The following is a 24,966-nucleotide window of genomic DNA, read 5'->3' as shown; positions in this document are numbered from 1 at the left end:
ATATCGAGAGCACTGCTCTTGCATTTCTGCGAAAAAAATGTGACTGTTGTTCTCGACAGAGAGCACTGCTCGCAAAGGAGAACAGTAATGTCGACCCACGTCATCATCGGTTCCGGCCCGATCGGCAGCGCCATCGCCCGCCTCCTCGTGGACCAGGGCGAAAGCGTTCGGATGATCACCCGCAGCGGCAGCGGCCCCGACCTGCCCGGCGTCGAGCGAATCGCCGCGGACGCCTCCGACGCCGCCCGGCTCACCGCACTCAGTGCGGGCGCCGAGGCGATCTACAACTGCGCGAACCCGAAGTACACCGAGTGGGAGCGCCTCTGGTTCCCGATGAACGACGCGATGATCGCCGCCGCCAAGGCGACCGGCGCGGTCTACGTGATCACCGGGAACCTCTACGGCTACGGCCCGCAGCCGGGCGGCCGGATGAACGAGAACACACCGATGGCCGCGGTCGGCCGCAAGGGCAAGGTTCGCATCAAGATGTGGCGCGACGCGCTGAACAGCGGAGTGCGCACGGTCGAGGTGCGCGGCTCCGACTACGTCGGCGCCGGCGCGGTCGGTGTGTTCAGCTCGGTGCTGCTGCCGGCAATTCAAAGCGGGCGTACGGCGTGGGCCCCCGGCAACACCGACCTGCCGCACAGCTTCACCTACACCGTCGACATGGCCGCCACCATGGTCAAGCTGGCGCGCGAGGAGCGGGCGTGGGGCCGGGCCTGGCACGCGCCGACCCAGCCCGCCGTCCCGATCCGCGAGCTGGCCAACCGCTACACCGATCTGACCGGCCAGCCCCGGGTGAAGATCCGCAACCTGCCGCGCTTCGTGATGCGCACGGCCGGTCTGGTCGCCCCGATGGCCCGCGAACTGGCCGAGATGGACTACCAGTTCTACGCCCCGTTCCACCTGGACAGCCGGCTGACCGAGGAGACCTTCGGCCTCAAGCCCACCGCGCTCGAGGTCCCGCTGCGCGAAACCGCCGCGGACGCCCAGAGCGTCGTGTCCCGCCGCATGAACTGACCGCCACGGCAGCCCTCCGGCCACGCGCACCCCAGCGTGGCCGGGCTGGTCGCGCTCGTCAGAGCGGCAGGCCGACCCCGTCCCGCCGGGGATCGCCGGCCGCACCGGCCTGGCCGACCGCGGTGACCCCGCCGAAGTAGTGGTTGAGGTCGGACCACTGCTCGATCTTCCAGCCGTCGGCGGCCAGCGCCGCCAGCTCGTCCCGGGGGTAGCCACCCTCGGCGTGGACCGTGTCGCCGACCACGTGGAAACGCGGCCGCCCGATCGCGGCCGCCATGTCGAGGTCGTCGACCAGCACGCCGAGCAACGTGTCGATCAGGGCCGTGCGGATGCGCGACGCACCGGCCGAGCCGGCCGCGACGGCCAGCCGGCCCTCCGGGTCGATCACCACGAGCGGGCACATGTTGGAGGGCATCCGGTCGCCGGGCTCGAGGTCCCCGATGATCAGTTCGCCCTCGCCGAGCATCGAGTTGAGGTTGATGCCGAGGCCGGGCAGCCACACCGCGGACCCGAGACCCAGCGTCGTCGTGATCACGCAGGCGTTGCCGTCGGCGTCCACCACGGACACGTTGGTGGTGTCACCGACCCGCTGCCGCCCAGGATCGCGCAGCGCCCGGGCCAGCCCGACCGCCCGCCCGGGCCGGGACAGATCGGCCGGCAGCGCCCCGATCGTGTCGACCACCCGGTTGAGGTCGTGCCGGGCCCGCACCTGATAGCCGCCGAGGGTGGCTCGATCGACCGGCGTCTCCAGCACCCGGTATTCGGCCAGGTCGCGCGGGCCGAGCGAACCGCCCGCGCCGCGCACCGCGTCGACGATGACCGGGGCGAAGTCGCCGGTGTAGAAGATCGACGGGCCGTCCACCGCGAGCGCCTCCAGCGCGGTTGCCAGGCCCGGATGGAAGAGCAGCTCACCGCCCCGCAGCCGGCGCCCGTTCGGGGTGTAGATCGGGGCGCCCTCGCCGTAGGCCAGCGCCGGCGCGCACGCGTCGAGCGTGCGGGCGTGCGCCTCGGGGGTCGGCACCCCGGTCTTGGCCAGCGCGAACGCGGGCGCCACCAGATCGGCCCAGGGCAGCCGCCCCCAGCGCCGGTGGACCTCGCCGCAGCCGGCCGGCACGCCGGGCACCGCGGCGCTGGCCCCGCCGATCGAATAGACCTGCGGCAGGCCGCCGAAGAACACGTCCACCGAGATCATCGGTCCGGGCTCGGCGTCGCCGTCCAGGCCGGGGGCCGCCACGAAGAAGTCGAGGCAGGTGACGTCGCCGGTGGCCGCGTCGAAGTAGGTGGCGAACCCGCCGCCGCCCAGCCCCGTGAAGATCGTCTCGGTGACGCAGGTGGCGAGGACGGCTGCCACCGCCGCGTCCGCCGCGCTTCCGCCGTCCCGGAGGATCTGCTGACCGGCCCGCGCGGTCGCGGGGTGGCTCGCGGCGACTCCGGCCGCAACGCTTTTCATGCGGCGAAGCGTAGGCGTAGCCGCATGATCATGGTTACCATGCGCGACCATGACGACCTCCGGTCCCTCTCCGGAAGTACGGCCCGCCGGCGTGTTGCCCCGTCGCGTCCGGGCCGGTTACTCCCTGGGTTCGTTGGTCACGGGTGCCTTCGGCACCGTGCCGGGTCTGCTTCTTCTGCCTTATCTGACCGATACGTTGGGTGTGGCCGCGGGTGTGGCGGGACTGCTGGTTCTGCTGCCGAAGGCGTGGGACGTCGTGGTCAACCCCATCGCCGGCCGGATCTCCGACCGTCGCGGTGACCGGCGGGCGTTCCTGCTCGTCGCGGGCCTGCTGCTGGCCGTGCTGTTCGCGGCCATCTTCGCCGGTCCGATCAGCAGCGGCGCCGGTGCGGGCGCCTACGTGGCGATCTCCTTCCTCGCGGCCGCGACCGCCTATGCGTTCTTCCAGGTGCCCTACGTCGCGATGCCGGCCGAGCTGACCGACGGCTACGACGAGCGCACCCGCCTGATGACCTGGCGGGTCGCGGTGCTGGCCCTGGCCATCCTGATCTCCGGGGCGCTGGCCCCGCTGGTGGTCGACCAGACCGGCGGCGGCATAGTCGGCCACCGATGGTCCGGCATCTTCGTGGGCGTGCTCATCGCCGTGGGCACGCTGGGCGTCTGGTGGGGCACCCGCTCGGCCGACTCCCGCCCCGCCGGCGAGGCCGAGCCGAATCTGCGTAGCCAGTTGCGCATCGCCGCCGCCAACCGTCCCTTCCGCTCGCTGCTGCTCTGCTGGGTGATCCAGGCCGTCGGCATCGGCACGATGCTGGCCGGCGTGCAGTACTTCGCCGACCACGTCGTGCGCGCCGACTCCGGCGCCACCTTCCTCTTCGCCGCCTTCGTCGGCCCGGCGTTACTGGTCATGCCGCTGTGGAGCCGGGTGGGCGCTCGAGTCGGCAAGCTCCGCTCGCTGGTCGCCGCGTCGCTGATCTTCGCGACCGGCGCACTGGTGCTGCTCGCCGCGCCGATCCTGCCGCCGATCGCCGTCTATCTGGTGGTTGCCCTGATCGGCTGCGGCTACGCCGGTCAGCAGGTCTTCTCCCTGTCGATGCTGCCCGACTGCATCGCTTACGACACCGCGCGGACCGGCCGCCGCCAGGCCGGCGTCTTCACCGGCCTGTGGACCGCGGGGGAGACGCTCGGGCTGGCCCTCGGTCCCGGAATCTACGCATTGGTCCTCCAGCTCTTCGGCTATGTGTCGTCGTCGAGCGGCGAGGCCGCCGCCCAGGACAGCACCGCGCGACTCGGCGTGCTGCTCGGTTTCACCGTGCTGCCGGCCGTGCTGGTCGGCGTCGCGGTCCTGCTATTGGGCGCCTACCGCGACGTTGATCGGTAGCCGACTTTGGTCGACGGACCGTCGACCAAAGTAGGCTGCCGCCCGGCGACGCGACTCGGTTAACTTCATCGCATGTTCGAAGCGCTGCCCGAGAAGGGCGTCCCTGGCCAGCAGATCCTCGATGAGCTGCGTGAGTTGCGCCGGGCCGATCTGCCCACCCACGGCGGCCGCCTGTTCGCTTACGTCTACGACCCCGCGCTCGAGGGCCTCGACGAGCTGGCCCAGGCCGCCTTCGCGATCTCGGCGCACGTCAACGGCCTCGACCCGACCGCCTTCCCGTCGCTGCTGGCGATGGAAAATGCTCTGGTCGGCGCCGCGGCCGGGCTGCTGGGTGGGGGCGACGAGACGGTCGGCAGCGTCACCAGCGGCGGCACCGAGTCCCTGATCCTGGCGGTCAAGGCGGCCCGGGACAGCCGCCCCGAGCTGACCGCCCCGCGCCTGGTGATCCCGTCCACCGCGCATGCCGCGTTCGCCAAGGCCGCGCATTACCTGCGGGTCGAGCTCGACGTGGTGCCGGTCGGCGCCGACCTGCGCGCCGGCCCCGAGGCGATGGCCGCCGCGATCACCCCCGACACGGTGCTGGTGGCCGCGTCCGCCCCGTCCTATGCGCACGGCGTGGTCGACCCGATCCCGCAACTGGCCGCGATCGCGGCCGAGCGGGGCGTGCGCTTCCACGTGGACGCGTGCTTCGGCGGCTGGGTCCTGCCCTACCTGAAACGGCTCGGCGCCGACCTGCCACCGTTCGACCTGTCCGTCCCCGGCGTCACCAGCATCTCGGTCGACCTGCACAAATACGCCTACGCCCCGAAGGGCGTCTCGATCCTGCTGCACCGCACCGAGCAGCTGCGCCTCCCGCAATACTTCGCGTTCGCCGGCTGGCCGGGTTACACGATGATCAACCCGATCATCTCGTCCACCCGCTCCGGCGGCCCGATCGCCGGCGCGCTGGCCACCATGCGCCACATCGGCGACGCGGGCTATCTGGAGCTGGCCCGCCGCACGCGGGAGGCGGTCGAGGTCCTGTCCGCGGCGGTCACCGAGACCGACGGGGTCAGCCTCTTCGCGCCACCGGAGACCAGCGTGGTGTGCCTGACCGCGGAAAATCCGTTCGTCCTGGCCGACGAGCTGGCCGCCCGCGGCTGGCACACCCAGCCGCAGATGTCGTTCGGCGACCTGCCCGCCACGATCCACCTCACCGTGACGGCGGCGGTCGCGCCCACCGCCGGGGAGTTCGCCGCCGACCTGGCCGCCGCGGTGGCCGCGACCCGCGAGCGAGGCCCGGCGCCGCAGCTCGACGTCTCCGGTCTCACCCCCGAGATGATCACGCCGGAGCTGGTGGCCGGCCTGGCCGAGAGCCTCGGTCTGGGCGGCGGCGATTTCACTCAGATGGCCGCGGTCAACTCGCTGCTCGACACCGTCCCGCCCGCCGTCCGCGAGGCGCTGCTGACCAGCTTCCTCAGCCTGCTGCAGCGTCCGGCGAAGACCACAGAGTAGGTTGACGACGTGTCCGGTCTGCCAGGAGTGCTCGGCGAGCCCATCCGGTTCGTCCTGAACTGGGGGAGGCGTTACTCCCTCTGGGTGTTCAACTTCGGGCTGGCGTGCTGCGCGATCGAGTTCATCGCGTCCAGCATGAGCCGGCACGACTTCATGCGCCTCGGGGTGATCCCGTTCGCGCACGGCCCCCGCCAGGCCGACCTCATGGTCGTCTCCGGCACGGTCACCGACAAGATGGCCCCGGCCATCAAGCGGCTCTACGACCAGATGCCCGAGCCGAAATACGTGATCTCGTTCGGCTCCTGCTCGAACTGCGGCGGACCGTACTGGGATTCCTACTCGGTGACCAAGGGCGTCGACCAGCTGATCCCGGTCGACGTCTACGTCCCCGGCTGCCCGCCCCGCCCCGAGGCGCTGCTGCACGGCATCCTTCGCCTGCAGGAAAAGATCGCCGCCGAGCAGTCCGGCCTCGGCGGGGTGCCGCGCCCCGATCCAATAAAAAGCCCTCGCGACGCTTCCTCTCTGACTGCCCCGATGGTCCCTCCTCCGGTCCGCACCGCCGACTAGTCTGCGCCTTATGAGCCCTCGCGCGGATTTCATCATCGACGTTCTGACCAGGGAATTCGGCGAGCTGATGGCGCTCGATCCGGCCGCCTTCCGGCGGAAGTTCCGGAAAATGGCGGCCTCGCCGTTCGCCTTCTACCGGGGCAGCGCCTCGCTCTTCTACGCCGACATGACGAGCGCGTTCGCCGACGACCGCTTCCTCGACGAGCGGACCAGCCGGGTGTGGATCCACGGCGATCTGCACGCGGAAAACTTCGGCACCTACATGAACTCGTCGGGCGTCCTGGTCTTCAACGTCAACGACTTCGACGAGGCCTATGTCGGGCCGTTCGCCTGGGACCTCAAGCGGTTCTCGGCCAGCCTCGCCCTGATCGGTTACCAAAAGGCGCTCTCCGACGACAACATCACGACGCTGGTCAAGGCGTTCGCCCAGTCCTATCTGATCGAGCTGCGGGCGATCGCGTCCGGCGGCGACGACGCGATCGGCTCGATCACGCTGGACACCGCGGACGGGGTGCTGCGCCGCGTGCTGCAGGAGGCCCGCCTCAACACCCGGGTCGACCTGCTGGCCGGCCAGACCACGATCGACGACTACGAGCGCCGGTTCTCCGCGGGCGACGGCGTATTCGAGGTCGACGAGGTGACCGAGTCCCTGGTCCGTGCCGCGTTCGACGACTACCTGTCGACGCTGCCCGACGCAAACCGGGCGGTGGCCACCAACATCAAGGACATCAAGCTGCGCAAGGGCGTGGGCATCGGCTCGGCCGGCCTCCCGTCCTACAACCTGTTGCTCGAGGGCCACACCCAGGCCCTGGAAAACGACGTGATCATCTATATGAAGCAGGCGCAGGTGCCGGCCGTCGCGCGCTGGGTCGACGACGAGCGCGTGCAGGCGTACTTCAAGCATCAGGGCCACCGCACCGCCGAGTCGCAGCACGCGCTGCAGGCGCACGCCGATCCGTGGGTCGGCTACACCACGCTCAACGGCATCGGCCAGCTCGTGGCCGAGGTGTCGCCCTACGCGGCCGACCTCGACTGGGCCGACGTCAACGAGCCCGACGAGCTGCTCGGCGTCATCACCGACCTGGGCCGCGCGGTCGCCCGCATGCACTCGGTCGCCGACGACGAGTCCAGCCACGACCTGGTCGACTTCTCCACCGAGGAATCGATCGCCGCCGCCGTCGACAAGGACGAGAAGGGCTTCGTCGACCACCTGGTCGAGTTCGCGCATCGATACGGCGATCAGGCCCGCGACGACCACCAGGACTTCGTCGACGTGTTCCGTAACGGTCAGCTGCCGGGCCGGTAGGTCAAGAGCAGCCATAGGATGACGCCATGACGCCCGAAGAGGTCGGCGAACGCCTGGTCACGCTGATGGAGGACGACTCGCCCGACCAGCCGGACAAGGCCAACGCGACCGCGTCCGTCTCCGGTGGCGGCCCCGGCCACGAGCGTGCCGTCGTCGACGTGCCGGCCGCCCGCTGGTGGGAGGCGATCGGCACAGCGAAGCACAACGGCGCGCTGGGCTGCGACTACTTCGACTGGCTGTCCGCGGTCGACGAGCTCGACGAGGGCTTCTCCGTGCTGTGCCACCTTTATTCGACCCGCCGCAAGCATTCGCTGCTGATGCGCACCCGGGTTACCCGGGAAGACCCGGTGGTCGAGTCGGTGGTCGAGCTGTTCCCCGGCGCCGCCTGGCACGAGCGGGAGACGTTCGAGATGTTCGGCATCCACTTCGCGCGCCACCCCGACCTGCGGCCGCTGCTGCTGCCGCCCGGTTTCGAGGGCCACCCGCTGCGCAAGGAGTTCGTGCTCGCGGCCCGGGTGGCGAAGGCGTGGCCGGGCGCCAAGGAGCCGGGCGAGTCCGAGGCCGGCACGTCCAAGCGCGCTCCGATGCGGCCGCCGGGAGTGCCCGATCCGGCCGAGTGGGGGCCGGACGCGAAATGATGCCGCTCTGGCTCGATCTCCTGATCCGCATCGTGGCCGTGGTGGTCGGGTTCCTCACCCTGCCGCTGATCGTCGGCCAGGCCGAACACAAGGTGATGGCCCACATGCAGGGCCGCCTCGGCCCGATGTACGCGGGCGGTTACCACGGCTGGGCGCAGTTGGTCGCCGACGGCGTGAAGTTCGTCCAGAAGGAAGACATCACCCCGAAGGACGCCGACCGCGGGGTGTTCCGGCTGGCGCCGATCGTGGCCCTGTTCCCTTACCTCCTGGTGCTGCTGGCCGTCCCGCTCGGACCGGGCAACCTGGTCGCCCAGCCGCTGGACGTGGGCCTGTTCTTCGTCCTCGCCGTTCTCGGCGTAGGCGTGCTCGCCGTGCTGATGTCGGCGTGGGCGAGCGCCAACAAATACAGCCTGCTCGGTGGCCTGCGCGGCGCCGCCCAGTTGCTCGGTTACGAGCTGCCGCTGGTGCTGGCGGCGGCGAGCGTGGCGATGGCGGCCGGCACGCTGAGCCTCCCCGGCATCGTCGAGGCGTGGAAGCCGTGGTGGCTGCTGTGGCAGGCGCCGGCCGCGATCATCTTCTTCGTCGCCGGCCTGGCCGAGATCCGCCGTCCCCCGTTCGACATGCCGATCGCCGACTCGGAGCTGGTCTTCGGGTACATGACCGAATACACCGGTCTGCGCTTCGCGTTCTTCCTGCTGGCGGAATACGTCGGCATCATCGTGATCGCCGCTCTGACCACGGTCCTGTTCCTGGGCGGCTGGCACGGCCCCGCCGCCGATCATCTCGGCTGGCTGTGGACCCTGCTGAAGATCTTCGCCCTGTCCTTCGTGATCATTTGGTTCCGGGTCACCTTCCCCCGCCTGCGCGAGGACCAACTCCAGCGTCTCTGCTGGCTGATCCTGGTCCCGCTGGCCCTGGCCCAGTTGGTTCTGACCGCCGCGGTGAAGATAGCGACGTAATACGCGGGGGTGTGCTCGCATCAAAACCCCTGACGGGGCAGGATGTGCGTTTGTGACTGATGACGGGGAGCGGGGCACGCCGGGCAAAGGGCTGGTGCAGGGGCTCGCCGTCACGCTCAAGACGATGACCAAGCGATCGACGACCCGGCAATATCCGGACGTCGAGCCCGAGCTCCCGCCGCGCAGCCGGGGCGTGATCGCGCTGCTCGAGGAAAATTGCACGGTCTGCATGCTCTGCGCCCGCGAGTGCCCCGACTGGTGCATCTACATCGACTCGCACAAGGAAGAGGTCGTCGTCCCGGGCGCGGCGCGCGCGAGGCAGCGCAACGTGCTCGACAAGTTCGACATCGACTTCTCGCTGTGCATGTACTGCGGCATCTGCATCGAGGTCTGCCCCTTCGACGCGCTGCACTGGACGCCCGAGTTCGAGTACGCCGAGACCGACGTCCTCGATCTCCTGCACGACAAAAATCGGCTGGGCGAGTGGATGCGCACGGTGCCTCCGCCGCCGGCCCACGACGTGCTCGGCGAACCTTCCAAGGAAGAAGCGACGGCCGCGCGGAAAGCTGCGGGTCCGGGGGCGGCAACGGCCGCGAAGGCAGATGTACGCCGTCCCACCGCACCACCCGCAGGGCGGCCGAACCCAGCTGCTCAAGCCGAGCCCGAACCCCCGGAGCAACCGCAGTGACCGTGGCGGACGCGCTCATGCTGGCTCTCGGCCTGATCGCGTTGGGCTCCGGCGCGCTCGTGGTGACCAGCAGTCACCTGGTCCGGGCCGGTTTCTACCTGGTGGTGAGCCTGGGCGCGATCGCCGGCCTCTATCTGGTGATGGGCGCCGAGCTGGTCGCCTGGGTGCAGGTGCTGGTCTATGTCGGCGCTGTGGTCGTCCTGCTGCTGTTCGCGGTGATGCTGACCCGGGCCCCGATCGGCCCGTCGGAAGACCTGGACCGGCCGGCCCTCCCGGCCGCGATCATCGGCGCCGGCACCGGTTTCGGGCTGGCCGCGTTGCTGATCGACGCGTTCCGCTGGACCGAGTTCGAACTGCCCCCGCCCAGCACCGCCGAGCGGGTCGGCGAGCAGGTCTTCGGCGCCTGGGTGCTGCCGTTCGAGGTGCTGTCGATCCTGCTGCTGGCCGCCCTGATCGGCGCGATCGTGCTGTCCCGCCCCGACCTGGGCGCCCGGCCCGACCCGGCGGCGGTCGAGACGGCCGATGGCCCGCACGACCCGGTCGACGAGTCGGCCGAGGTGGTTGCCCGGCTGGAGCGGATCGCCGCCCGCCAGACCGCCGCGCAGGCCCGGGTCCGGCAGGCGCACGCCGACGCGCTGGCGGCCGAGGCGGCGGCGAACGCCCCCGAGTCCGAACCGGCGCCGGCCGACCCGCTCCGGCAGCAGGCGCATGACCTGGTCTTCGGCGCCCACGAGGCCCGCCCGCGGGTGGGTCAGCCGCGCGACGCCGAGATTCTCGACTCCCGGATCATCCAGGGTGAGAGCGTGGTCGAGAACGATCAGCCGATCCCGCCCCGGCGCGCGATCGAGGGCAACGTGGTCGAGGGCGAGCTGGTGGAAGGCGAGCCGGTCAAGGAAAAGCGGCCGGAGAAGGACAAGCTCGAGGGCCGCAAGGATCGCCCGGCGCTCCCGGCCGGCGAGAACGACGACGGGAAGGAGAAGTGATGCACGCGGTCATCCCGTACGTCATCGCGTCTCTGCTCTTCGCTCTCGGTGTTTACGGCGTCCTGCGCCGGCGTAACGCGATCCTGGTCCTGATGGCGGTCGAGCTGATGCTCAACGCGGTCAACCTGATCCTGGTCGCCGCCGACGGGACGGTCCGCGCGGTCCTGAACGGAGTGCAGCCCGAGGCGTGGGCCTATCCGGTGCCGGAGCCGAGGTCCGGGGCAATCTTCGCGCTGTTCATCATCGTGCTGGCCGCCGCCGAGGTGGGCGTCGGCCTGGCGATCGTCCTGCAGTACTACCGCCTGCACCGGGCAGTCGTGATCGACGAGGTGGTGCTGGACGAGCACGACCACGAGAAGAGCGAGACGCAGGTGACCGGGTGAACGCCGCCACGTTCGGTGCGCTGATCCCCGGCGTACCCCTGCTGCTTGGTGTTGTGGGTTTGACCCTGAAGCCCGGGGATCACGGTCCGCGACGGACTGCCGCCTCGCTCGGCGTCGCGGGAGCGGCCATCTCGCTCGTCGTGACCATGGAGATGTTGCTCGGCGCGACCATGCCGCTCGATGCCAACACCCACTGGGTCAGCATCGGCGACATCGACATCACGCTCGGCTTCTCGGCCGGCCTGGCCGCTCTCTACATCGCGCTGGCAGTCGGCGTGGTCGCGCTGTTCGTGCAGATCTACTCGATCGCCTACCTGCACGACGACCCCCGCTACGCGCCGTACGCCGCCCAGGTCAGCCTGTTCACCGGCGCGATGCTGCTCGTCGTCACGTCCGGTGACCTGATCGGCATGCTGGTCGGCTGGGAGGTGATGGGCGCCTGCTCCTATCTGCTCATCGGCCACGACCGGCGGCTGCCCGAAGCGCCGGCCGCCGCGGTCAAGGCATTCCTGGTCACCCGGGTCGGCGACGTCGGCTTCCTGCTCGGCATCGCGCTCCTGGCCGTCGACGCCGGCACCACCCGGATCAGCGTGGTCCTGACGCACGACTACAGCCACGGCACGCTCACCGCCGCGCTGCTGCTGATCCTGGCCGGCGTGGCCGGCAAGAGCGCCCAGTTCCCGCTGCACACCTGGCTGCCGGACGCGATGGCCGGCCCCACCCCGATCTCGGCGCTGATCCACGCCGCCACCATGGTCGCGGCCGGCGTCTACGTCGTCTTCCGGATGTACCCGCTGTACGAGCAGTCCCCGGCCGCGCTGGCCGTGCTCGGTGTGGCCGCCTCGATCACGATCCTGCTGGGCGCGCTGAGCGCAACCGCGCAGGACGACCTGAAGCGGGTGCTGGCCTGGTCGACGGTGAGCCAGATCGGCTACATGACCGGCGCGCTGGCGGTCGGCTCGCCCGCCGCCGCGCTGTTCCACCTGCTGACCCATGCCGCGTTCAAGGCGCTGCTGTTCCTCGCGGCCGGCGCGGTGATCCACGCGGTCGGCACCAACTACCTGTCCCGGATGGGCGGCCTGCGCGAGCACATGCCGGTCACGTTCTGGTCGTTCGTGGTCGGGCTGGGTGCGCTGGCCGGCCTGCCGCCACTGGCCGGTTTCTGGTCGAAGGAGAACGTGCTGGCCGCGGCCGCGCACGCCACCGACGGCGGCGGTCCGGCCCCGGTCTGGGTGGCCTGGCTGGTCTGGCTGGCCGCGCTGTTCGCCATCGCGCTCACCGCTTGGTACGCCACCCGCCTGCTGCTCTGCGCGTTCTTCGGCATCTCCCGCGCGCACGGCCCGGACGGACCGGACTGGGAGGTCGGGTTCGACGACGCCCGCTACACCGAGGCGCACACCCCGCACGACCCGCCCGGCCTGATGCGCCGGCCGATCATCCTGCTGGCGATCCCGGCCGCGCTGCTCGGCCTGGCCGCCTACGCCCCGGGCTTCCGCACCGCCCTCGAGCTGGAAGACCCGCACCTGGGCGTGGCCATCGTGCTGCCGCTGGTGCTGCTCGCCCTCGGCGCCGGCTCGGCCTGGTGGTTGTGGCGCGCGGCCCCCGGCGTCGACCCGGCCGCCGTGCTCGGCCCGGCCCGCGAGTTCTTCCAGAAGGGCTTCCGCCTCGACGAGGTGCAGGACCGCCTCATCGTCCGCCCGGTGAAGCAGATCGCCCGGCTGGCCAAGACGACCGACGAGCGGGTCGTCGACGCCTCGGTCGAGGGCACCGGCACCGCCACCAGCTGGCTGGGCGAGCTGGTCTCGGACATGCACCGGATGGCCCTGCCCTTCGCCGCGCTCATCGTCTTCGCCGGCGCCCTGCTGCTGACCGTCTGGTTCGGAGCCGCCTCGTGAAGCAGATGAACGACGTCTACCAGGTGATGCTGGTCGCGGCCGTGGCGTTGCCGGTCGTCGGCGCCGCGCTGCTGGCCGTGCTGCCGGCCCGCGTCGCCGGCGTCACCGCGACCGCGTTCGCGGCGGTGACCCTGATCCCGATCGTCGTGCTGGCGTTCGCCCACGACTCCAATCTGGGAGAGGGCGCCCGGCCCTCGGCCGTGAAACCGTGGGCCGAGCTCGACGTCTCCTGGGTGCCGTCCCTGCGCCTCGACTTCCACCTGGGCGTCGACGGGGTGTCCTACCCCCTGGTCGCGCTGACCGGGTTGCTCACGCTGCTCTGCTGCGTCTACACGATGCGGCGTGCGCCGGCGGGCGGCTCACCGCGTACCCTCCTGGCCCTGCTGTTGGTCCTCGAAGCCGGCATCCTCGGCACCTTCCTTGCCCTCGACCTGATCCTGTTCTTCCTGTTCTTCGAGGTCGTGCTGCTCCCGATGTACGCGGTGATCGCCGGCTGGGGAGGCGAGGACCGGCGCCGGGCCGCCCGCAAGTTCGTGCTCTACACCCTGTTCGGCTCGGTGCTCCTGCTGCTGGGCGTGCTCACCGTGGTGGTGCACGCCCGCACCGGCAACATCGTCGCGCTCAGCGGCGAGCCGATCCTGACCAAGACCACCCAGTACGCCGCGTTCGCCCTGTTCGCCGTCGCGTTCGCGGTGAAGGCCCCGCTCTGGCCACTGCACAGCTGGCTGCCCGACGCACACACCCAGGCCCCGACGGTCGGTTCGGTGATCCTGGCCGGCGTGTTGCTGAAGATGGGCACGTACGGCCTGATCCGGGTCGGCGTCGGCGTGACGCCGCTCGGCGCGCAGTGGGCCGCGCCGGCGCTGGGCATTCTGGCCGCGGCCGCCATCGTCGCCGGCGCCCTGATCTGCCTGCGGCAGACCGAGTTGAAGCGACTGATCGCCTATTCCAGCGTCGGTCACATGGGTTTCGTGCTGCTCGGCATCGCCACCCTGACCACCACCGGCATCCAGGCGGCGCTGCTCGGCAACGTGGCGCACGGGTTGATCACCGGACTGCTGTTCTTCCTGGCCGGGGCGATCAAGGACCGGGCGCACACCGGCGATCTGGCCGCGCTCGGTGGCCTGCGGGAGACCGCGCCCCGGCTGGCCGGCCTGCTCGGGTTCGCCGCGATCGCGTCGCTGGGGCTGCCCGGCCTGGCCGGCTTCTGGGGTGAGGCGTTCGCCGTGGTCGCGGCCGTGCAGCACGGCGGAGCGCTGTGGATCGTGCTGGCCGCGGTGGCCGCGGTCGGCGGCGCGCTGACCGCCGCGTACTTCCTGCGCCTGTTGCGCAAGGTGACGCACGGACCGGTCGGCACGCCGGTGTCGCCGGGGATCTCCGGCGTGGAATGGTTCGCCTGGGCGCCGCTGGTGGCGTTGACCCTGGCCGTCGGCCTGGTGCCGTCCCTGGTGCTGGCCATGACGTCGCTGCCGGTGGAGGCGCTGATCCGATGACCATCGACCAGGTGACGCTGCTGCCGCTCTACGCGGCCTCCGGGACCGCCGTTCTCGTCCTCCTCGCCGACCTTCTGCTGGCTCGGCGAGGGTTTACGGTCGGGGTTTTAAGCGCAGGGGGCCTGGCCACGGCTGTCTGCGCGATTGTCGTGGGCACGCGAAAGCCGACATTTTGCGTCGGCCCCGAGTGCTCCTGGGTCCCGACACCGCTGGCCGTCACCATGGCCGTCGTATTCGTGGCACTCACCATCGGCGTGCTGGCCCTGTCGGTGCCGTCGCTGCGGATCGGCGCCGCCCCGCCCGGCGAGTTCTGCTTCCTGCTCGCCGCGTCGATGACCGGCGGCATCGTGATCGGCTACGCCGGCGACCTGATCACCCTGATCGTCGGCCTGGAGACACTGACCCTGCCGCTGTACATCCTGGTCGGCCTGCGCCGCTTCGCCCCGGGCGAGAAGGCCAGCACCGCGGGCGCCTCCGCGTCCATCACGTTCTTCCTGATCAGCGTGGTCTCCACGGCGATCGCGCTGCTCGGTGCGGCTCTCAATTACGCCGCCACCGGCGCGATCCACCTCAACCACCTGGTCGCCGGCATCGGCCCGCTCGCTCCGGTCGCGCAGACCGGCGCCGCCCTGCTGGTGATCGGCTTCGCGTTCAAGGTCGCGGCCGTCCCGATGCACGCCTGGGCGCCGCCGACCTACGAGGGCTCGCCACTGCCGGTCGCTGCCTATCTGTCCACCGCCTCGAAACTGGGCGGCATCCTGGCCCTGGCCGCGATCGTCTCGAGGCTGGACGCCGCCCCGATCATGGCCGCCCTGGCCGTGCTCACGATGACCACCGGCAACCTGGTGGCGTTGCGTCAGCAGCGGATGGTGCGGCTGCTGGCCTGGTCGTCGATCGCGCAGGCCGGCTACATCCTGGCCGCTCTCGCGCTGGGCGCCGAGGGTGTCCGGGCGGCCGGCGTCTACGCGGTGTTCTTCGTGCTGCTCGAGTTCCTCGCGTTCGGCGTCGTGGTGGCGCTGCGGCCACCGGCCGCCGACGGCGGCGATCTGCTCGCCTACCGCGGCGCCGGCCGCCGGCACCCGTGGCTCGGTGCCGCCATGGTGCTCGCCCTCGCCGGCCTGGCCGGCCTGCCGCCCGGTCTGGCCGGCATGTTCGCCAAGGTCACGGTGGTGGACGCGCTGATCGGCGCGGGCTGGGGGTGGCTGGCCGGCTTCGTCGCGCTGAACGCGGTGATCGGCCTGGCCTACTACGTACGCGTCGGCGCCAACCTTTACGTGCACCCGCCCAAGCCCGGCATCCAGATCGTCGACCCGGACCTGCTCGAGGCGGCCACCCACCCGCGGGTGCGGGTGACCGCCCCGGTGGCGGCCGCCCTGATCGGCGCGGCGATCGCGGCGGTGGCGATCGGCTTCGCCCCGCAGCTGCTCTTCGACGCGCTCAGCTGACCTTCTTCTCGATCTCTGCACGCATGTCGGCGTCCAGCCCTTCGGCGTCGAGCAGCCGGGCCAGCCGAGGCCGGTCGAGCATGTAGATGTGGAACGCCTCGGCGATGCTCACGCTCTTCGCCGGCCGGTGGACGATCGAGATCGAGTCGCCGGCCTGCACCGACCCGGGCGTCACCACGCGCAGATAGGCCCCGGTCCGGTTCTCCTTGGTGAACCGCTTCAACCAGTGCGGCTCCTCCATCCGGACCTGGAACGTGACGCACGGGATCCGCCCGAACGTCGCCTGCAGCTCCAACTCGTCACCGATCCGCCAGACCTCGCCGATCATCGCCCCGCACACGTCGACCCCGACCGTGGTGAGGTTCTCGCCGAAAGCGCCGGCGGCCAGTTGCCGGCCGAGCTCCTTCTCCCACCAGTCGTAGTCCTCCCGGGCGTACGCATAGACCGCCTGGTTGTCGCCGCCGTGGCTCCTGATGTCGCCGATCGGATCGCCGACCAATCCGCTGTGCAGGCCGGTTGTCTTCGGCCCGGGCGCGCGCACCTGCACCGGATGGTCGACCGGCCGCTTGTCGATGCCGGTCATGGCGAGCTGTTTCGCCGGGTTGGACCGGGGAACGCCGACGTTCACCGAGAGGACATTCACCAGAACTCCACCACCGTTCGATCCTCGACCGGCCGGTAACCCAGCCGCTGATAAAGCCCGTTGCTGGTCGGATTGGCCAGATCGGTGTTGAGGACGACCGCCTCGGCGCCCTGGTCGATCGCGGCTCGGGTGGCCACCGTAGTGGCGCCACCGGCATAGCCGCGACCGCGAAACTCCTTCGGGGTGTAGACCATCTGCACCCGGCTCATCCCCGCCTCGACCCGGGAGAACTCGGCCACCGACACCGGCACGCCGTCGACCTCCCACAGCACGACGCCGCCGTAGCCGAGCCGATCGTCGACGATCCCACCGGGCGATCTTTCGCCGATCTCGTCGTAGAACGCTTCATGCCAGCGCAGCAACAGGTCCCGATCCGCCGCCGCCGCAACGCGTGACTGTCCTATTTGTCTGGCAGGCGGCGGGAGAGTGTCCAAAAGGTACAGCCGGGTGCGCATCTTCACGGTGGTCGTGGCGCCGGTGCGCTCATGCCAACCGGCTACGAACTCGTCGACGGTGTCGGCCAGCATGTTCACCCCGGTCAACGGGCGATCGGCGACCGCCTCGACGGCCTCGGGAACGGCCGCGGCGGGCATCGCGCTGAACATCATCGGGTACGGCGGGGTCTGGATCAGGACGGCTTCAACACTCTGGTCAGGGCGCCAAAAGCCGAAAACCGGATCCCCCGGCCCGTACGCATGAAGCCCTCGCCGCCGCAACGTGCCGACCAGCGTGAGCATCACCGTGTGCTGAACCGGCCGGGACCGCAGGAAATCCCCCGCGGTGGCGACGAAAGCCTCGACATCCGCGGTCAGCTCCCAGGGCATTCCCCCATCTTTCTCCAGCGAGGGCGGGAATGCACCCCGATTAGAGACCCCAGACCTTCGCGATCCGGGCCAGCGAATCCTGCCGGGTAGCCGGGTCGTAGACGGTCCCGGCGAGAATCAGCTCGTCCGCCCCGGTTCGTTCGACCAGCGCGTCCAGGGCGTCGACGACCTCCTCGGCGGTGCCCGCATATTGCGTGCCCGGCAGGGAGTCGAGCATCGCCCGGTCCAGATCGGACAGTTCGACCTGCGCGGCCTGCTCGGGCGAGACGATCGGGCCGAGCCGGCCGGTGCGCAGGCTCAACGCCATGATCCGGCTCGGGCCGGCCAGGTAGAGCGCCTCGTCGGTCGTCTCGGCCGCGATCACCGAGGCGCTGACCATGACGTGTGGCGCCGGAAAGTGCGGCGACGGCTTGAACCCGGACCGGTAGAGATGCAGCGCGGACTCCACATCGGAGCTCGTCGCGAAGTGGTAGGCGTAGCAGAACGGCAGCCCCAGCGCCGCCGCCACCTGCGCGCCGTAGGTCGAGGAGCCGAGCATCCACACCTCGGGGAAACTCTCCGCGGCCGGCGTCGCCCGCAGCCGGGAGGCCGACCCGGCGTCGATCCGCTCGTCGCCCAGCAAGGCCAGCAGCGTCTGCAGGTGCTCCGGAAAATGCTCGACCGTCAGATAGGGCGAGACGCCGCGCAGCGCGGTCGCGGTGGCCTGGTCGGTGCCCGGCGCGCGGCCGATGCCCAGGTCGATGCGGCCCGGGTGCAGCGCCTCCAGGATCGCGAACTGCTCGGCCACCACGAACGGCATGTGGTTGGGCAGCATCACGCCACCGGAGCCGACCTTGATGCGGTCGGTGCGCGCGGCCACCGAGGCGATCAGCACCGGGGGAGCGGTCGACGCGACCGCCGGCATGTTGTGGTGCTCCGCCACCCAGAACCGGCGGTAACCAAGCTCGTCGGCGGTCTTGGCGATCTCGAGAGTGCCGCGGAGCGCATCGGCGCTCGTGTGCCCGTCACGGACGGTGGCCAGGTCGAGCACGGAGAGCGGAACGCGCGTCATACGTCCGACTTTAACGCGGCCGTGATCAGTGCTTCTGGTTGCGGATCGCCTGCACGCCCACCGTGACCGCGCCGAGCGCCGCGCCCGGCACCAGCAGCCAGGCCGGCCACGGATAGATCGTCCCGTCCGTGCTCGCCACCACCAGGGCGAACACCACCAGGTTGACCACGGCGAGCGTCGCCCAGATGGTCCAGAGCACGATCAGCGCCGGCGGCAGCCGACGCGCCTCGCGGCGCCGCTCGGCCAGTTGCCGGGCGGCGACCTCGCTCGCGCTCAGACCCGGGCGGGGCAGGTCGGCGACGAGGACGAGCAATTCCTTGTACGTCTTTGCGCCGTACGCGTCGCGCACCCGTTCGTCGTACTCATGAAGCGAAAGTCGACCCTCGTCGAGCGCCGCTCTCAGCTGGTCGGCGACCTTCTGCCGATCGGAGTCGGCCGCCCGGAGCGTCTCGATGTCGACCCGGATCTCTTTCCCCATCGGACGCTCCTCCCCGTTGATGCGGGTCAGATTATCCGAGCTGATCCATCAGTGGTGATGCTGCTGCGCGTGGTGATATTGATGCGCCACCGCGTGCCCTTTGCCGCGCGAAATCATCCACCGGTTGACCGGCACCGTGATGACGAACGCGATGGCCAGCGAGGCGATCAGGCTGCCCCAGAAGAGAAGGTCGCCCAGCCCGGCATTCATCGCCCCCGGGATGAACAGCAGGCTGCCGTTGTCGACGATTTCCATGACCGCGATCGAGACGGTGTCGGCGGCCAGCGCGACTCCGAGCGCCCGGCGAAAGTCGACACCGGCCGCGAGCACCGGCCGGATGGCCAGCGTGTAGCCGAAGAAGAAGGCCAGCACGATGGAGAGCGCGATGTTGCCGGCGTTGTGCCACCCCAGCGCCGTGCTGATCACCATGCCGAGGATCTCCCCGATGGCACACCCGGTGAGGCAGTGCAGTGTCGCCGAGATGGCGGCCTTGGTCAGATCTCGCGAGTTCATGCAATCAACATACCCCCGGGGGGTTCATTTTCGACCGGCCAGTTGCTCCTGCAGACTCTCCTCGGCGCGGGCGATCGGCCCACTCGGTGCCGCCGTCACCAGAGCCGCCGCCACCAGCACACTGCCGGCGAAGACGAACGCCCACGGCAGACCGCCCGGCCGGTCGACGATCAGGCCGGCCACCGCGGCGCCGACGGCACTGCCGCCGACCGAGACGGTCACGGTCCAGGTGTACGCCTCGTTCAGCATCGCCGCCGGGGCAAGACGCCCGACCAGCGTGTTGCCGATCGTCAGAGCCGGCGCGATGGTCACCCCGCCCAGCACCAGCGCCATGCCCAGATAGAGCGGCCGCGGCATCACGGTCAGGATCAGGAAGCTGGCCGCGACCGCGCCGAGCGCCCAGGCGAACTGCCGGGCGAGAGCCATCGCCGGCCGCCGGGTGCCGAACCAGATGCCGCCGACCGCACTGCCCACACCCCAGATGCCGAGGAGTACGCCGCCGAGCCCGTCACCGCCGCCGTGGTGCTCCGCGTACGCCGGAACGATGACCCCAGCCGCGCCGAACGCGATGCCCAGCGCCACCACGCAGGTCATGAGCGCCGGGAACCCGGCCGCAGCCAGCGGTCCGAGCCCTCTGGCGGCGAGCCCCGAATCGGCCCGGTGCCGATGCCGCATCACCGGCAGCCGGGAGATCCAGCCGGTGCCGGCGAACGTGGCCGCCGCGGCCGCCAGCAACGCCGCCGCCGGCCGGTGCGTGATCACCACGAGCACCGACACCAGGATCGGCCCGAGCACGAACACCAGCTCGAACAGCGAGGTCTCGGCGGCCAGCGCGGCGCCCCGCAGATGATGCTGGCCGGAACCGGCCGCGGTCATGTCGTTCCAGGCACGCCGGATCGCCGCGGTCAGCGGGGGATAGGTAGCGCCCGCGACCGCCGACGCCACGAAGATCCAGGCCAGAGCGGACTCGCCCCCGCGACTCACCAGCACCAGGGCCACCAGGGCGAGCGGGTGCAGCACGGCGGTGGCGAGCAGGATCGGCGCCGGCCCGATCCGGTCGGCGAGGCGACCCACGACCGGGCTCACGACACCGCCGGCGATCGCGTAGAGGCCGCCGGTGAGGCCGGCCGCCGAGTAGCGCCCGGTGGCTTCCTGCACGAGCAGGAGCAGGGCGAGCGGTGTCATCCCGATGCCGAGACGGGCGAGGATGCCGACGCTGAGCAGGATCCGCCCGGCGGGCAGCCGCCAGACGTCGGCGTACTGCCGCAGCGCGGTCACGGCACCGACGGTAGCGGGCGCACACGAACGGGGCCGCCCGGTTTTTCCGGACGGCCCGGCGTTTGCTGGGTCAGCGGCGGTGCTGGACCGCGCCCGCCATCTCGCGCAGGCGGGCGATCCGCTGCTCCATCGGCGGGTGGGTGGAGAACAGCGCCGAGATGCCGCCGCCCCGGAACGGGTTGGCGATCATCAGGTGCGCGGCGCTGGTGAGCTGCCCGTCGGCCGGCAGAGGCAGCCGCGCCGCCCCGTACTGGATCTTCTCGAGCGCACTCGCGAGCGCCAGCGGATCGCCGGTCAGCGTGGCGCCGGAGGCGTCCGCCTGGAACTCCCGGTTACGGCTGATCGCCAGCTGGATGACCGAGGCCGCGAGCGGCCCGAGGATCAGCATGAGCAGCAGCGCGGCCGGGTTGGGGCCGTCGTCGTCGTCCGAGCCGCCACCCAGCGGCAGGAAGATCGCCAGCTGGGCGAACATCGTGATGATCCCGGCGAGCGCCGCGGCGACGCTGGAGATCAGGATGTCGCGGTTGTAGACGTGCGACAGCTCGTGCCCGATGACGGCGCGAAGCTCCCGCCGATCGAGCAGCTGGGTGATGCCGACGGTGACCGCCACCGCCGCGTGCTGCGGGTTACGCCCGGTGGCGAACGCGTTGGGCTGCGGCGACGGCGACACGTACAGCCGGGGCATCGGCTGCCCGGCGGTGGCGGAAAGCTCCCGCACCATCTGATAGAGCGCCGGGAACTCGGCCTCGCTGACCGGCTGGGCCCGCATGGCCCGCAACGCCAGCTTGTCCGAGTAGAAGTAGCTGAACGCGTTCATCGCCAACGAGATGAGCACCGCGAACACGAGCCCACCGCTGCCGCCGATCCAGTAGCCGACGGCCAGGATCAGCCCGGTGAGCAGACCAAGCAGAGCGGTCGTCTTGAGACCGTTGTGATGGCTGGACACTGTTACTCCTAGGTGAGTTTGCGTACCTACGTGAACGCCTCTCACCTGCATTTTCATCCGCGCGGGACTGTGAGTTCGCTGAACGCTTGCTAGCGTCTTCCGGCATGTCCGTGACCGCGCTGCGCGCTCTGACCGACGCCGACCTCGAGCGCCTGTTCCGGATGATGCGTGACCCCGAGTCGGTGCGGATGGCGGCCTTCACCGCCCCCGATCCCGACGACCGCGCCGCCTTCGAGGCCCAGATGTCCCGCATCCGCACCAATCCCGAGGTCACCAACCGGGTGATAACCGTGGACGGCGAGGTAGTCGGAAGCATCGCCTGCTTCGTGATGGAGGGCGACACCGAAATCACCTACTAGCTGGACCGCTCCCGCTGGGGCCAGGGCATAGCCACCGAGGCCCTGACCCTGTTCCTGAAGATCGTCCCGACGCGCCCACTGCACGCCCGCGTCGCCAGCGACAACACCGGCTCCCGCCGGGTCCTGGAAAAGGCCGGCTTCAAGCAGATCAACACCGAGATGTCGTACGCCGAAGCCCGCGGCACCGACATCGAAGAGACGATCCTGATCCTCGAATGAAAGCGACCCCGGAGCGCGTTTCCGCAGCTCACGGGGCCATTTTCAGTGGATGTGGCGGGTAGAGGATTCGAACCTCTGTAGCTTTCGCGACGGATTTACAGTCCGGGCCGCACCTCCGTTCTGACCTGCTGAAACAGGGGATAGGCGGCGTGGCGGGGGACGCATGGGGGAGACGGCCACCCGCTGCTCTCTGTTTCAGCCGCTCTGCGACTCCGGCGCCGAAGGTGCGGAGCCGGCCTTGCTTGAGTCCATCTCGCGCCACTCGCCAGGCCCGTCGGCGGTCGTCAGCCGGTCGACCATGGAGCGGGCTGCGTCCTCGGACTCGAAGTCCCAGCGCAGGACTTTGCCGTGCTCGGAGTTCCCTTGCCGGGCGGTAACCCGGTAGTTGATCGACAGCCAGATGTCCCGCCTCCCGAGCCGGCCCCATACGCCGTTCCACCAGCGACCCAATACAGCCATGCGACCAGGTTAATCGAACACACGTTCTAGAGGGGTGTGACACTGTCGTTAGCACGCGTCACACCGGTTTCCCCAGCTCAAGCCCCATGCAGTGACAACAGTGACATGAGTGACACGGTGACACGGGGCAGCGTGATCCGTGAGTGTTGACCTATCGTGCCTAAATGATCACCCAAGTCGATCGCGTCAAGCGCTGGGCAACGGAAATTAGGGCAACCTATGACCAGTGGGAGGCCCAGGTAAGCGCCGGCCGCTTGAGCCGCTCAGTCCGCCGCCGATGGGTCACGCTCGTCCTGTTGCCTGTCCTGCTGGTCTGCTGCGGCGGTACCGTGGTCGGTGTCCCGGTCGCTTGGGTGGCGCGCCTCACGATCGAGGCCAGCAGGGGCGAGAAGTCGCCGGATGCCGCAGCGAACCTCTACCTGATGGCATTGGGCTACACAACGAAGACGGCCTCTTGCCAGTGCTCGACAATCGAGCGCAGGACGAACTCCTGACTCAGTGGCGCTCGTATCGGGACGCGATGCAGGCCACCCATCCAAAACCGGCGCGCTTGGATTTCGGCGCGTTGACCGTCGGCCCGATCCATGACGGCCGGGCAGAGGTCACAACGGACGTTGCCGCAACGTGGTGGGATACGGATGGCCATGCGGGGAGCTATCGCAGCGAGGATCATGCGTGGACGTTCGAGACGCGAGAAGACAATGGGTGGCAAGTTTCGGCGGTACGTCCATACCGATGGTGTGGCGGATATGTTCGTACTGAGGTGTGCCGCTAGCGGGACTAGAGGTAGTCCTTTTCCCCTCGTTCCTTCATCGGCCGATCAACCCAGAGCGACTCGCCGCCGCCAACTTCCAGTGACGGCAACTGCGCGGCGTTGAGCGTCAGTCGAAGCGCTCGTATTGCTTGAACCCGCTGCAAGGCCGTATGCCTTGCAGCATCGCTCTGCTTCTTCCATTCGGCCGTTCTGGTGACCTGGCCGGGATGCTGCCGATAGAGCCATGTCACTTCCGGGTCGTTGTAACCGTCGCAGACTTCACCGAGTCCGCAGAACATAATCGTGTCTTCATCGTTTGGACTAGCGGCCCATCCGCCAAACGCACGAACGGTATCGGTCCGGAGCATTAAGCCTGCGCCGTGAATGGGCCAGTTCGCCCCGTGCGCGATTGCATAGTCATTTATGACGCCTGCCTTAACCAGGCCAACCGGGATCAGAGGATCCCATGCGACTCGGCTTCCGTCCGTCATGAGGTCATCCGCCTGACTAATTCCCCAGTGGATCGGTTGGTTCACAAAATGAGGAATCAGGGAAGCGACTGCATTGGGAAGGAGGAGGTCGTCAGCATCTAGGACGCGTACGAGGCTCCCCGATGCGCGCTCCAGTGCCAGATTGCGAGTAGGGCCGACGCCCAACTGTTTCCCGTTGGCTGAGTACCGGACGCGGGCCACGTCGTCAAAAAGGCTAGCTAGAGTGGGCTTGTTTCCGTCTTCTTGTACAAGCCACTCGATTTCCCACCCGGTCGGCAATATCTGTGCCTCGACGCTTGATATCGTTTCCCGGATGAATCCTGCGCTCGGCGCGTGAGCGGCGGTAATGATCGAAACGGTTGCCATGTGTCGTCAATCTCTCTGCGTTGAGTCGAAAGCGAGAACGGGGAAGTGATATCTATTGCCACTTCGCCAAGTTGCTAGTGAAGCTCAGCTCTGTGCGGTCGGCAGGAAAATCGGCATCAGAAAGCTCTACGATCTTGCCACGCCCGTCGTAGGAGATTCGTCGCACGCGTAACATCGGCACCCCAACATCTAGCCGCCATTCGTGCGCTTCCGCGGTGGTCGGCATGGACGCTGAGACTTGGTCGTCCACGCGCATAACTTCGATTCCCGCCGTATAGAGCTGGTGCTGAGTACCCCCGGGCCATGGCTCGTTATTCTTATCTAAAAGGGCTGGCTGCATTTCGATGAGCGGGAGTGGAATGTAGGAAACGCTCCAAGAGAGCCGCCGCCCGTCGCGCCTATCCCGCATTTCATAGGTTCGCCGCAGAACCGTGGTTTCTTGCGTGATCCCGAGGTCCGCTGCAAGCCTCGCTGAGGGCAAGATCTGTTCATATTCTGTCGCGAATGACAAGTCGCCAATCTTGCTGCCCATGTCGGTCTCAGCGACACCCGTTGCGGCCCGGATTTCTTCCGGCTGAAGAACGAGATCCTTTTCTTGTTGGTGCCTATCAGACGAACGGCAGACGCGTGCCGCGGGAACACGAACAACGGGCGCCTTTCCACGCCCGCCCGTGATCAAGCCCTGTTCCTTGAGTAGCCGGATGGCGTTCCTGGCTGTGTTGATCGCGCAGTCGTAGTCGTCGCAGATGTCCTGAAGGGTCGGCAAGGGATCGCCGGGCGCGAGGTCGCCTCGCTCGATCTTCATGCGCAGGTCGTCAGCGATCTGAAGTTGGAGAGGCGCGACAAGGCCCGTGGGCTGCGGTTCCATGCAGCCACGGTACCTCAG

General features: G+C 69.4%; 24 protein-coding genes and 2 pseudogenes. 15 read left to right on the top strand and 11 right to left on the bottom strand.

What is annotated here, in order from left to right:
* Positions 1-87 precede the first annotated feature (87 nt).
* Positions 88-1,020, top strand: a complete 933-nt coding sequence (locus AB0E90_RS19770; RefSeq protein ID WP_360407111.1) for an NAD-dependent epimerase/dehydratase family protein — start codon at positions 88-90, stop codon at positions 1,018-1,020.
* 58 nt (positions 1,021-1,078) lie between these two features.
* On the opposite strand, the gene AB0E90_RS19765 is transcribed toward AB0E90_RS19770, so the two are convergent.
* Positions 1,079-2,470: a gamma-glutamyltransferase gene (locus AB0E90_RS19765; RefSeq protein WP_360407108.1), complete on the bottom strand. Its 1,392-nt coding sequence runs from the start codon at positions 2,468-2,470 to the stop codon at positions 1,079-1,081.
* Between the two features lie 49 nt (positions 2,471-2,519).
* Between AB0E90_RS19765 and AB0E90_RS19760 the strand changes: the two genes are divergently transcribed.
* The 12 genes and pseudogenes from AB0E90_RS19760 (at position 2,520) to AB0E90_RS19705 (ending at position 15,699) form a co-directional block, all read left to right on the top strand.
* Positions 2,520-3,848, top strand: a complete 1,329-nt coding sequence (locus AB0E90_RS19760) for an MFS transporter (RefSeq protein ID WP_360407105.1) — start codon at positions 2,520-2,522, stop codon at positions 3,846-3,848.
* 72 nt (positions 3,849-3,920) lie between these two features.
* Positions 3,921-5,342: an aminotransferase class V-fold PLP-dependent enzyme gene (locus AB0E90_RS19755; RefSeq protein ID WP_360407102.1), complete on the top strand. Its 1,422-nt coding sequence runs from the start codon at positions 3,921-3,923 to the stop codon at positions 5,340-5,342.
* 9 nt (positions 5,343-5,351) lie between these two features.
* Positions 5,352-5,909: an NADH-quinone oxidoreductase subunit B family protein gene (locus AB0E90_RS19750; protein ID WP_360407099.1), complete on the top strand. Its 558-nt coding sequence runs from the start codon at positions 5,352-5,354 to the stop codon at positions 5,907-5,909.
* A 10-nt stretch (positions 5,910-5,919) separates the two neighbouring features.
* Positions 5,920-7,215: a DUF2252 domain-containing protein gene (locus AB0E90_RS19745; RefSeq protein WP_360407096.1), complete on the top strand. Its 1,296-nt coding sequence runs from the start codon at positions 5,920-5,922 to the stop codon at positions 7,213-7,215.
* Between the two features lie 26 nt (positions 7,216-7,241).
* Complete coding sequence (locus tag AB0E90_RS19740) at positions 7,242-7,853, top strand: NADH-quinone oxidoreductase subunit C (RefSeq protein WP_360407093.1); 612 nt, start codon at positions 7,242-7,244, stop codon at positions 7,851-7,853.
* Positions 7,853-8,812, top strand: a complete 960-nt coding sequence (gene nuoH, locus AB0E90_RS19735; RefSeq protein WP_360407570.1) for an NADH-quinone oxidoreductase subunit NuoH — start codon at positions 7,853-7,855, stop codon at positions 8,810-8,812. Before AB0E90_RS19740 ends, nuoH begins: the two co-directional genes overlap by 1 nt.
* Positions 8,813-8,864: 52 nt before the next feature.
* Positions 8,865-9,500: an NADH-quinone oxidoreductase subunit I gene (locus AB0E90_RS19730; protein WP_360407090.1), complete on the top strand. Its 636-nt coding sequence runs from the start codon at positions 8,865-8,867 to the stop codon at positions 9,498-9,500.
* Positions 9,497-9,988, top strand: a pseudogene (locus AB0E90_RS19725) (NADH-quinone oxidoreductase subunit J); the annotation flags it as partial. The gene AB0E90_RS19730 and the pseudogene AB0E90_RS19725, both read left to right, overlap by 4 nt.
* A 494-nt stretch (positions 9,989-10,482) precedes the next feature.
* Entirely contained in the window at positions 10,483-10,866 is a 384-nt protein-coding gene (gene nuoK, locus AB0E90_RS19720) for an NADH-quinone oxidoreductase subunit NuoK (protein WP_360407087.1), read from the top strand.
* Positions 10,863-12,761, top strand: coding sequence for an NADH-quinone oxidoreductase subunit L (locus tag AB0E90_RS19715; protein WP_360407084.1), 1,899 nt, complete (start codon positions 10,863-10,865; stop codon positions 12,759-12,761). The genes nuoK and AB0E90_RS19715 overlap by 4 nt, the downstream gene beginning before the upstream one ends.
* Before the next feature lie 5 nt (positions 12,762-12,766).
* Positions 12,767-14,254: an NADH-quinone oxidoreductase subunit M gene (locus tag AB0E90_RS19710; RefSeq protein ID WP_360407567.1), complete on the top strand. Its 1,488-nt coding sequence runs from the start codon at positions 12,767-12,769 to the stop codon at positions 14,252-14,254.
* Positions 14,251-15,699, top strand: a complete 1,449-nt coding sequence (locus tag AB0E90_RS19705; RefSeq protein ID WP_360407081.1) for an NADH-quinone oxidoreductase subunit N — start codon at positions 14,251-14,253, stop codon at positions 15,697-15,699. The genes AB0E90_RS19710 and AB0E90_RS19705 overlap by 4 nt, the downstream gene beginning before the upstream one ends.
* Here the strand turns inward: AB0E90_RS19705 and AB0E90_RS19700 are convergent.
* The 7 genes from AB0E90_RS19700 to htpX form a co-directional block, all read right to left on the bottom strand.
* Entirely contained in the window at positions 15,692-16,345 is a 654-nt protein-coding gene (locus tag AB0E90_RS19700) for an MOSC domain-containing protein (protein ID WP_360407564.1), read from the bottom strand. The two genes, AB0E90_RS19705 and AB0E90_RS19700, sit on opposite strands and share 8 nt — an antisense overlap.
* The gene (locus AB0E90_RS19695) at positions 16,339-17,166 is read right to left on the bottom strand and encodes a GNAT family N-acetyltransferase (RefSeq protein ID WP_360407078.1); all 828 of its coding nucleotides are present in this window, start codon (positions 17,164-17,166) and stop codon (positions 16,339-16,341) included. The genes AB0E90_RS19700 and AB0E90_RS19695 overlap by 7 nt, the downstream gene beginning before the upstream one ends.
* Positions 17,167-17,206: 40 nt before the next feature.
* A complete protein-coding gene (locus AB0E90_RS19690) occupies positions 17,207-18,217 on the bottom strand; it encodes an LLM class flavin-dependent oxidoreductase (RefSeq protein ID WP_360407075.1) in 1,011 nt (336 codons plus the stop codon).
* 25 nt (positions 18,218-18,242) lie between these two features.
* Positions 18,243-18,695 carry a DUF1707 domain-containing protein gene (locus tag AB0E90_RS19685; protein WP_360407072.1) on the bottom strand — a complete coding sequence of 151 codons (453 nt, stop codon included), beginning with the start codon at positions 18,693-18,695 and terminating at the stop codon, positions 18,243-18,245.
* A gap of 48 nt (positions 18,696-18,743) precedes the next feature.
* Entirely contained in the window at positions 18,744-19,208 is a 465-nt protein-coding gene (locus AB0E90_RS19680; protein ID WP_360407069.1) for a DUF4396 domain-containing protein, read from the bottom strand.
* A gap of 24 nt (positions 19,209-19,232) precedes the next feature.
* The gene (locus tag AB0E90_RS19675; protein ID WP_360407066.1) at positions 19,233-20,486 is read right to left on the bottom strand and encodes an MFS transporter; all 1,254 of its coding nucleotides are present in this window, start codon (positions 20,484-20,486) and stop codon (positions 19,233-19,235) included.
* Positions 20,487-20,556: 70 nt separating this feature from the next.
* Complete coding sequence (gene htpX / locus AB0E90_RS19670; RefSeq protein WP_360407063.1) at positions 20,557-21,432, bottom strand: zinc metalloprotease HtpX; 876 nt, start codon at positions 21,430-21,432, stop codon at positions 20,557-20,559.
* Positions 21,433-21,536: 104 nt separating this feature from the next.
* Here htpX and AB0E90_RS19665 point away from each other — a divergent pair.
* A pseudogene (locus AB0E90_RS19665) lies at positions 21,537-22,010 on the top strand (GNAT family N-acetyltransferase).
* A 195-nt stretch (positions 22,011-22,205) separates the two neighbouring features.
* On the opposite strand, the gene AB0E90_RS19660 reads toward AB0E90_RS19665, so the two are convergent.
* On the bottom strand, positions 22,206-22,469 hold the full coding sequence (locus AB0E90_RS19660; RefSeq protein ID WP_360407060.1) for a hypothetical protein: 264 nt from the start codon (positions 22,467-22,469) through the stop codon (positions 22,206-22,208).
* Positions 22,470-22,633: 164 nt separating this feature from the next.
* Here AB0E90_RS19660 and AB0E90_RS19655 point away from each other — a divergent pair, with 164 nt between their 5' ends.
* Positions 22,634-22,963, top strand: coding sequence for a hypothetical protein (locus AB0E90_RS19655; protein WP_360407057.1), 330 nt, complete (start codon positions 22,634-22,636; stop codon positions 22,961-22,963).
* A gap of 286 nt (positions 22,964-23,249) precedes the next feature.
* Here the strand turns inward: AB0E90_RS19655 and AB0E90_RS19650 are convergent, their stop codons facing one another.
* Positions 23,250-24,080: a glycosyltransferase gene (locus tag AB0E90_RS19650; RefSeq protein WP_360407054.1), complete on the bottom strand. Its 831-nt coding sequence runs from the start codon at positions 24,078-24,080 to the stop codon at positions 23,250-23,252.
* 52 nt (positions 24,081-24,132) lie between these two features.
* Positions 24,133-24,948 (bottom strand): GntR family transcriptional regulator, encoded by an 816-nt coding sequence (locus tag AB0E90_RS19645; protein WP_360407051.1) that lies wholly within the window; start codon positions 24,946-24,948, stop codon positions 24,133-24,135.
* Between the last annotated feature and the right edge of the window lie 18 nt (positions 24,949-24,966).

The sequence above is a fragment of the Actinoplanes sp. NPDC026619 genome, from assembly GCF_040638295.1.
GTDB lineage: Bacteria > Actinomycetota > Actinomycetes > Mycobacteriales > Micromonosporaceae > Actinoplanes.
This window is presented reverse-complemented; position numbering and strand designations above follow the sequence as displayed.

Bases quoted from the DNA above. Each gene is read 5' to 3' on its own strand.
- AB0E90_RS19770 (WP_360407111.1), top strand. From the start codon at position 88: ATGTCGACCCACGTCATCATCGGTTCCGGCCCGATCGGCAGCGCCATC.
- AB0E90_RS19765 (WP_360407108.1), bottom strand. From the start codon at position 2,470: ATGAAAAGCGTTGCGGCCGGAGTCGCCGCGAGCCACCCCGCGACCGCG.
- AB0E90_RS19760 (WP_360407105.1), top strand. From the start codon at position 2,520: ATGACGACCTCCGGTCCCTCTCCGGAAGTACGGCCCGCCGGCGTGTTG.
- AB0E90_RS19755 (WP_360407102.1), top strand. From the start codon at position 3,921: ATGTTCGAAGCGCTGCCCGAGAAGGGCGTCCCTGGCCAGCAGATCCTC.
- AB0E90_RS19745 (WP_360407096.1), top strand. From the start codon at position 5,920: ATGAGCCCTCGCGCGGATTTCATCATCGACGTTCTGACCAGGGAATTC.
- AB0E90_RS19740 (WP_360407093.1), top strand. From the start codon at position 7,242: ATGACGCCCGAAGAGGTCGGCGAACGCCTGGTCACGCTGATGGAGGAC.
- nuoH (WP_360407570.1), top strand. From the start codon at position 7,853: ATGCCGCTCTGGCTCGATCTCCTGATCCGCATCGTGGCCGTGGTGGTC.
- nuoK (WP_360407087.1), top strand. From the start codon at position 10,483: ATGCACGCGGTCATCCCGTACGTCATCGCGTCTCTGCTCTTCGCTCTC.
- AB0E90_RS19710 (WP_360407567.1), top strand. From the start codon at position 12,767: ATGAACGACGTCTACCAGGTGATGCTGGTCGCGGCCGTGGCGTTGCCG.
- AB0E90_RS19705 (WP_360407081.1), top strand. From the start codon at position 14,251: ATGACCATCGACCAGGTGACGCTGCTGCCGCTCTACGCGGCCTCCGGG.
- AB0E90_RS19695 (WP_360407078.1), bottom strand. From the start codon at position 17,166: ATGCCCTGGGAGCTGACCGCGGATGTCGAGGCTTTCGTCGCCACCGCG.
- AB0E90_RS19690 (WP_360407075.1), bottom strand. From the start codon at position 18,217: ATGACGCGCGTTCCGCTCTCCGTGCTCGACCTGGCCACCGTCCGTGAC.
- AB0E90_RS19685 (WP_360407072.1), bottom strand. From the start codon at position 18,695: ATGGGGAAAGAGATCCGGGTCGACATCGAGACGCTCCGGGCGGCCGAC.
- AB0E90_RS19680 (WP_360407069.1), bottom strand. From the start codon at position 19,208: ATGAACTCGCGAGATCTGACCAAGGCCGCCATCTCGGCGACACTGCAC.
- AB0E90_RS19660 (WP_360407060.1), bottom strand. From the start codon at position 22,469: ATGGCTGTATTGGGTCGCTGGTGGAACGGCGTATGGGGCCGGCTCGGG.
- AB0E90_RS19655 (WP_360407057.1), top strand. From the start codon at position 22,634: ATGATCACCCAAGTCGATCGCGTCAAGCGCTGGGCAACGGAAATTAGG.
- AB0E90_RS19650 (WP_360407054.1), bottom strand. From the start codon at position 24,080: ATGGCAACCGTTTCGATCATTACCGCCGCTCACGCGCCGAGCGCAGGA.
- AB0E90_RS19645 (WP_360407051.1), bottom strand. From the start codon at position 24,948: ATGGAACCGCAGCCCACGGGCCTTGTCGCGCCTCTCCAACTTCAGATC.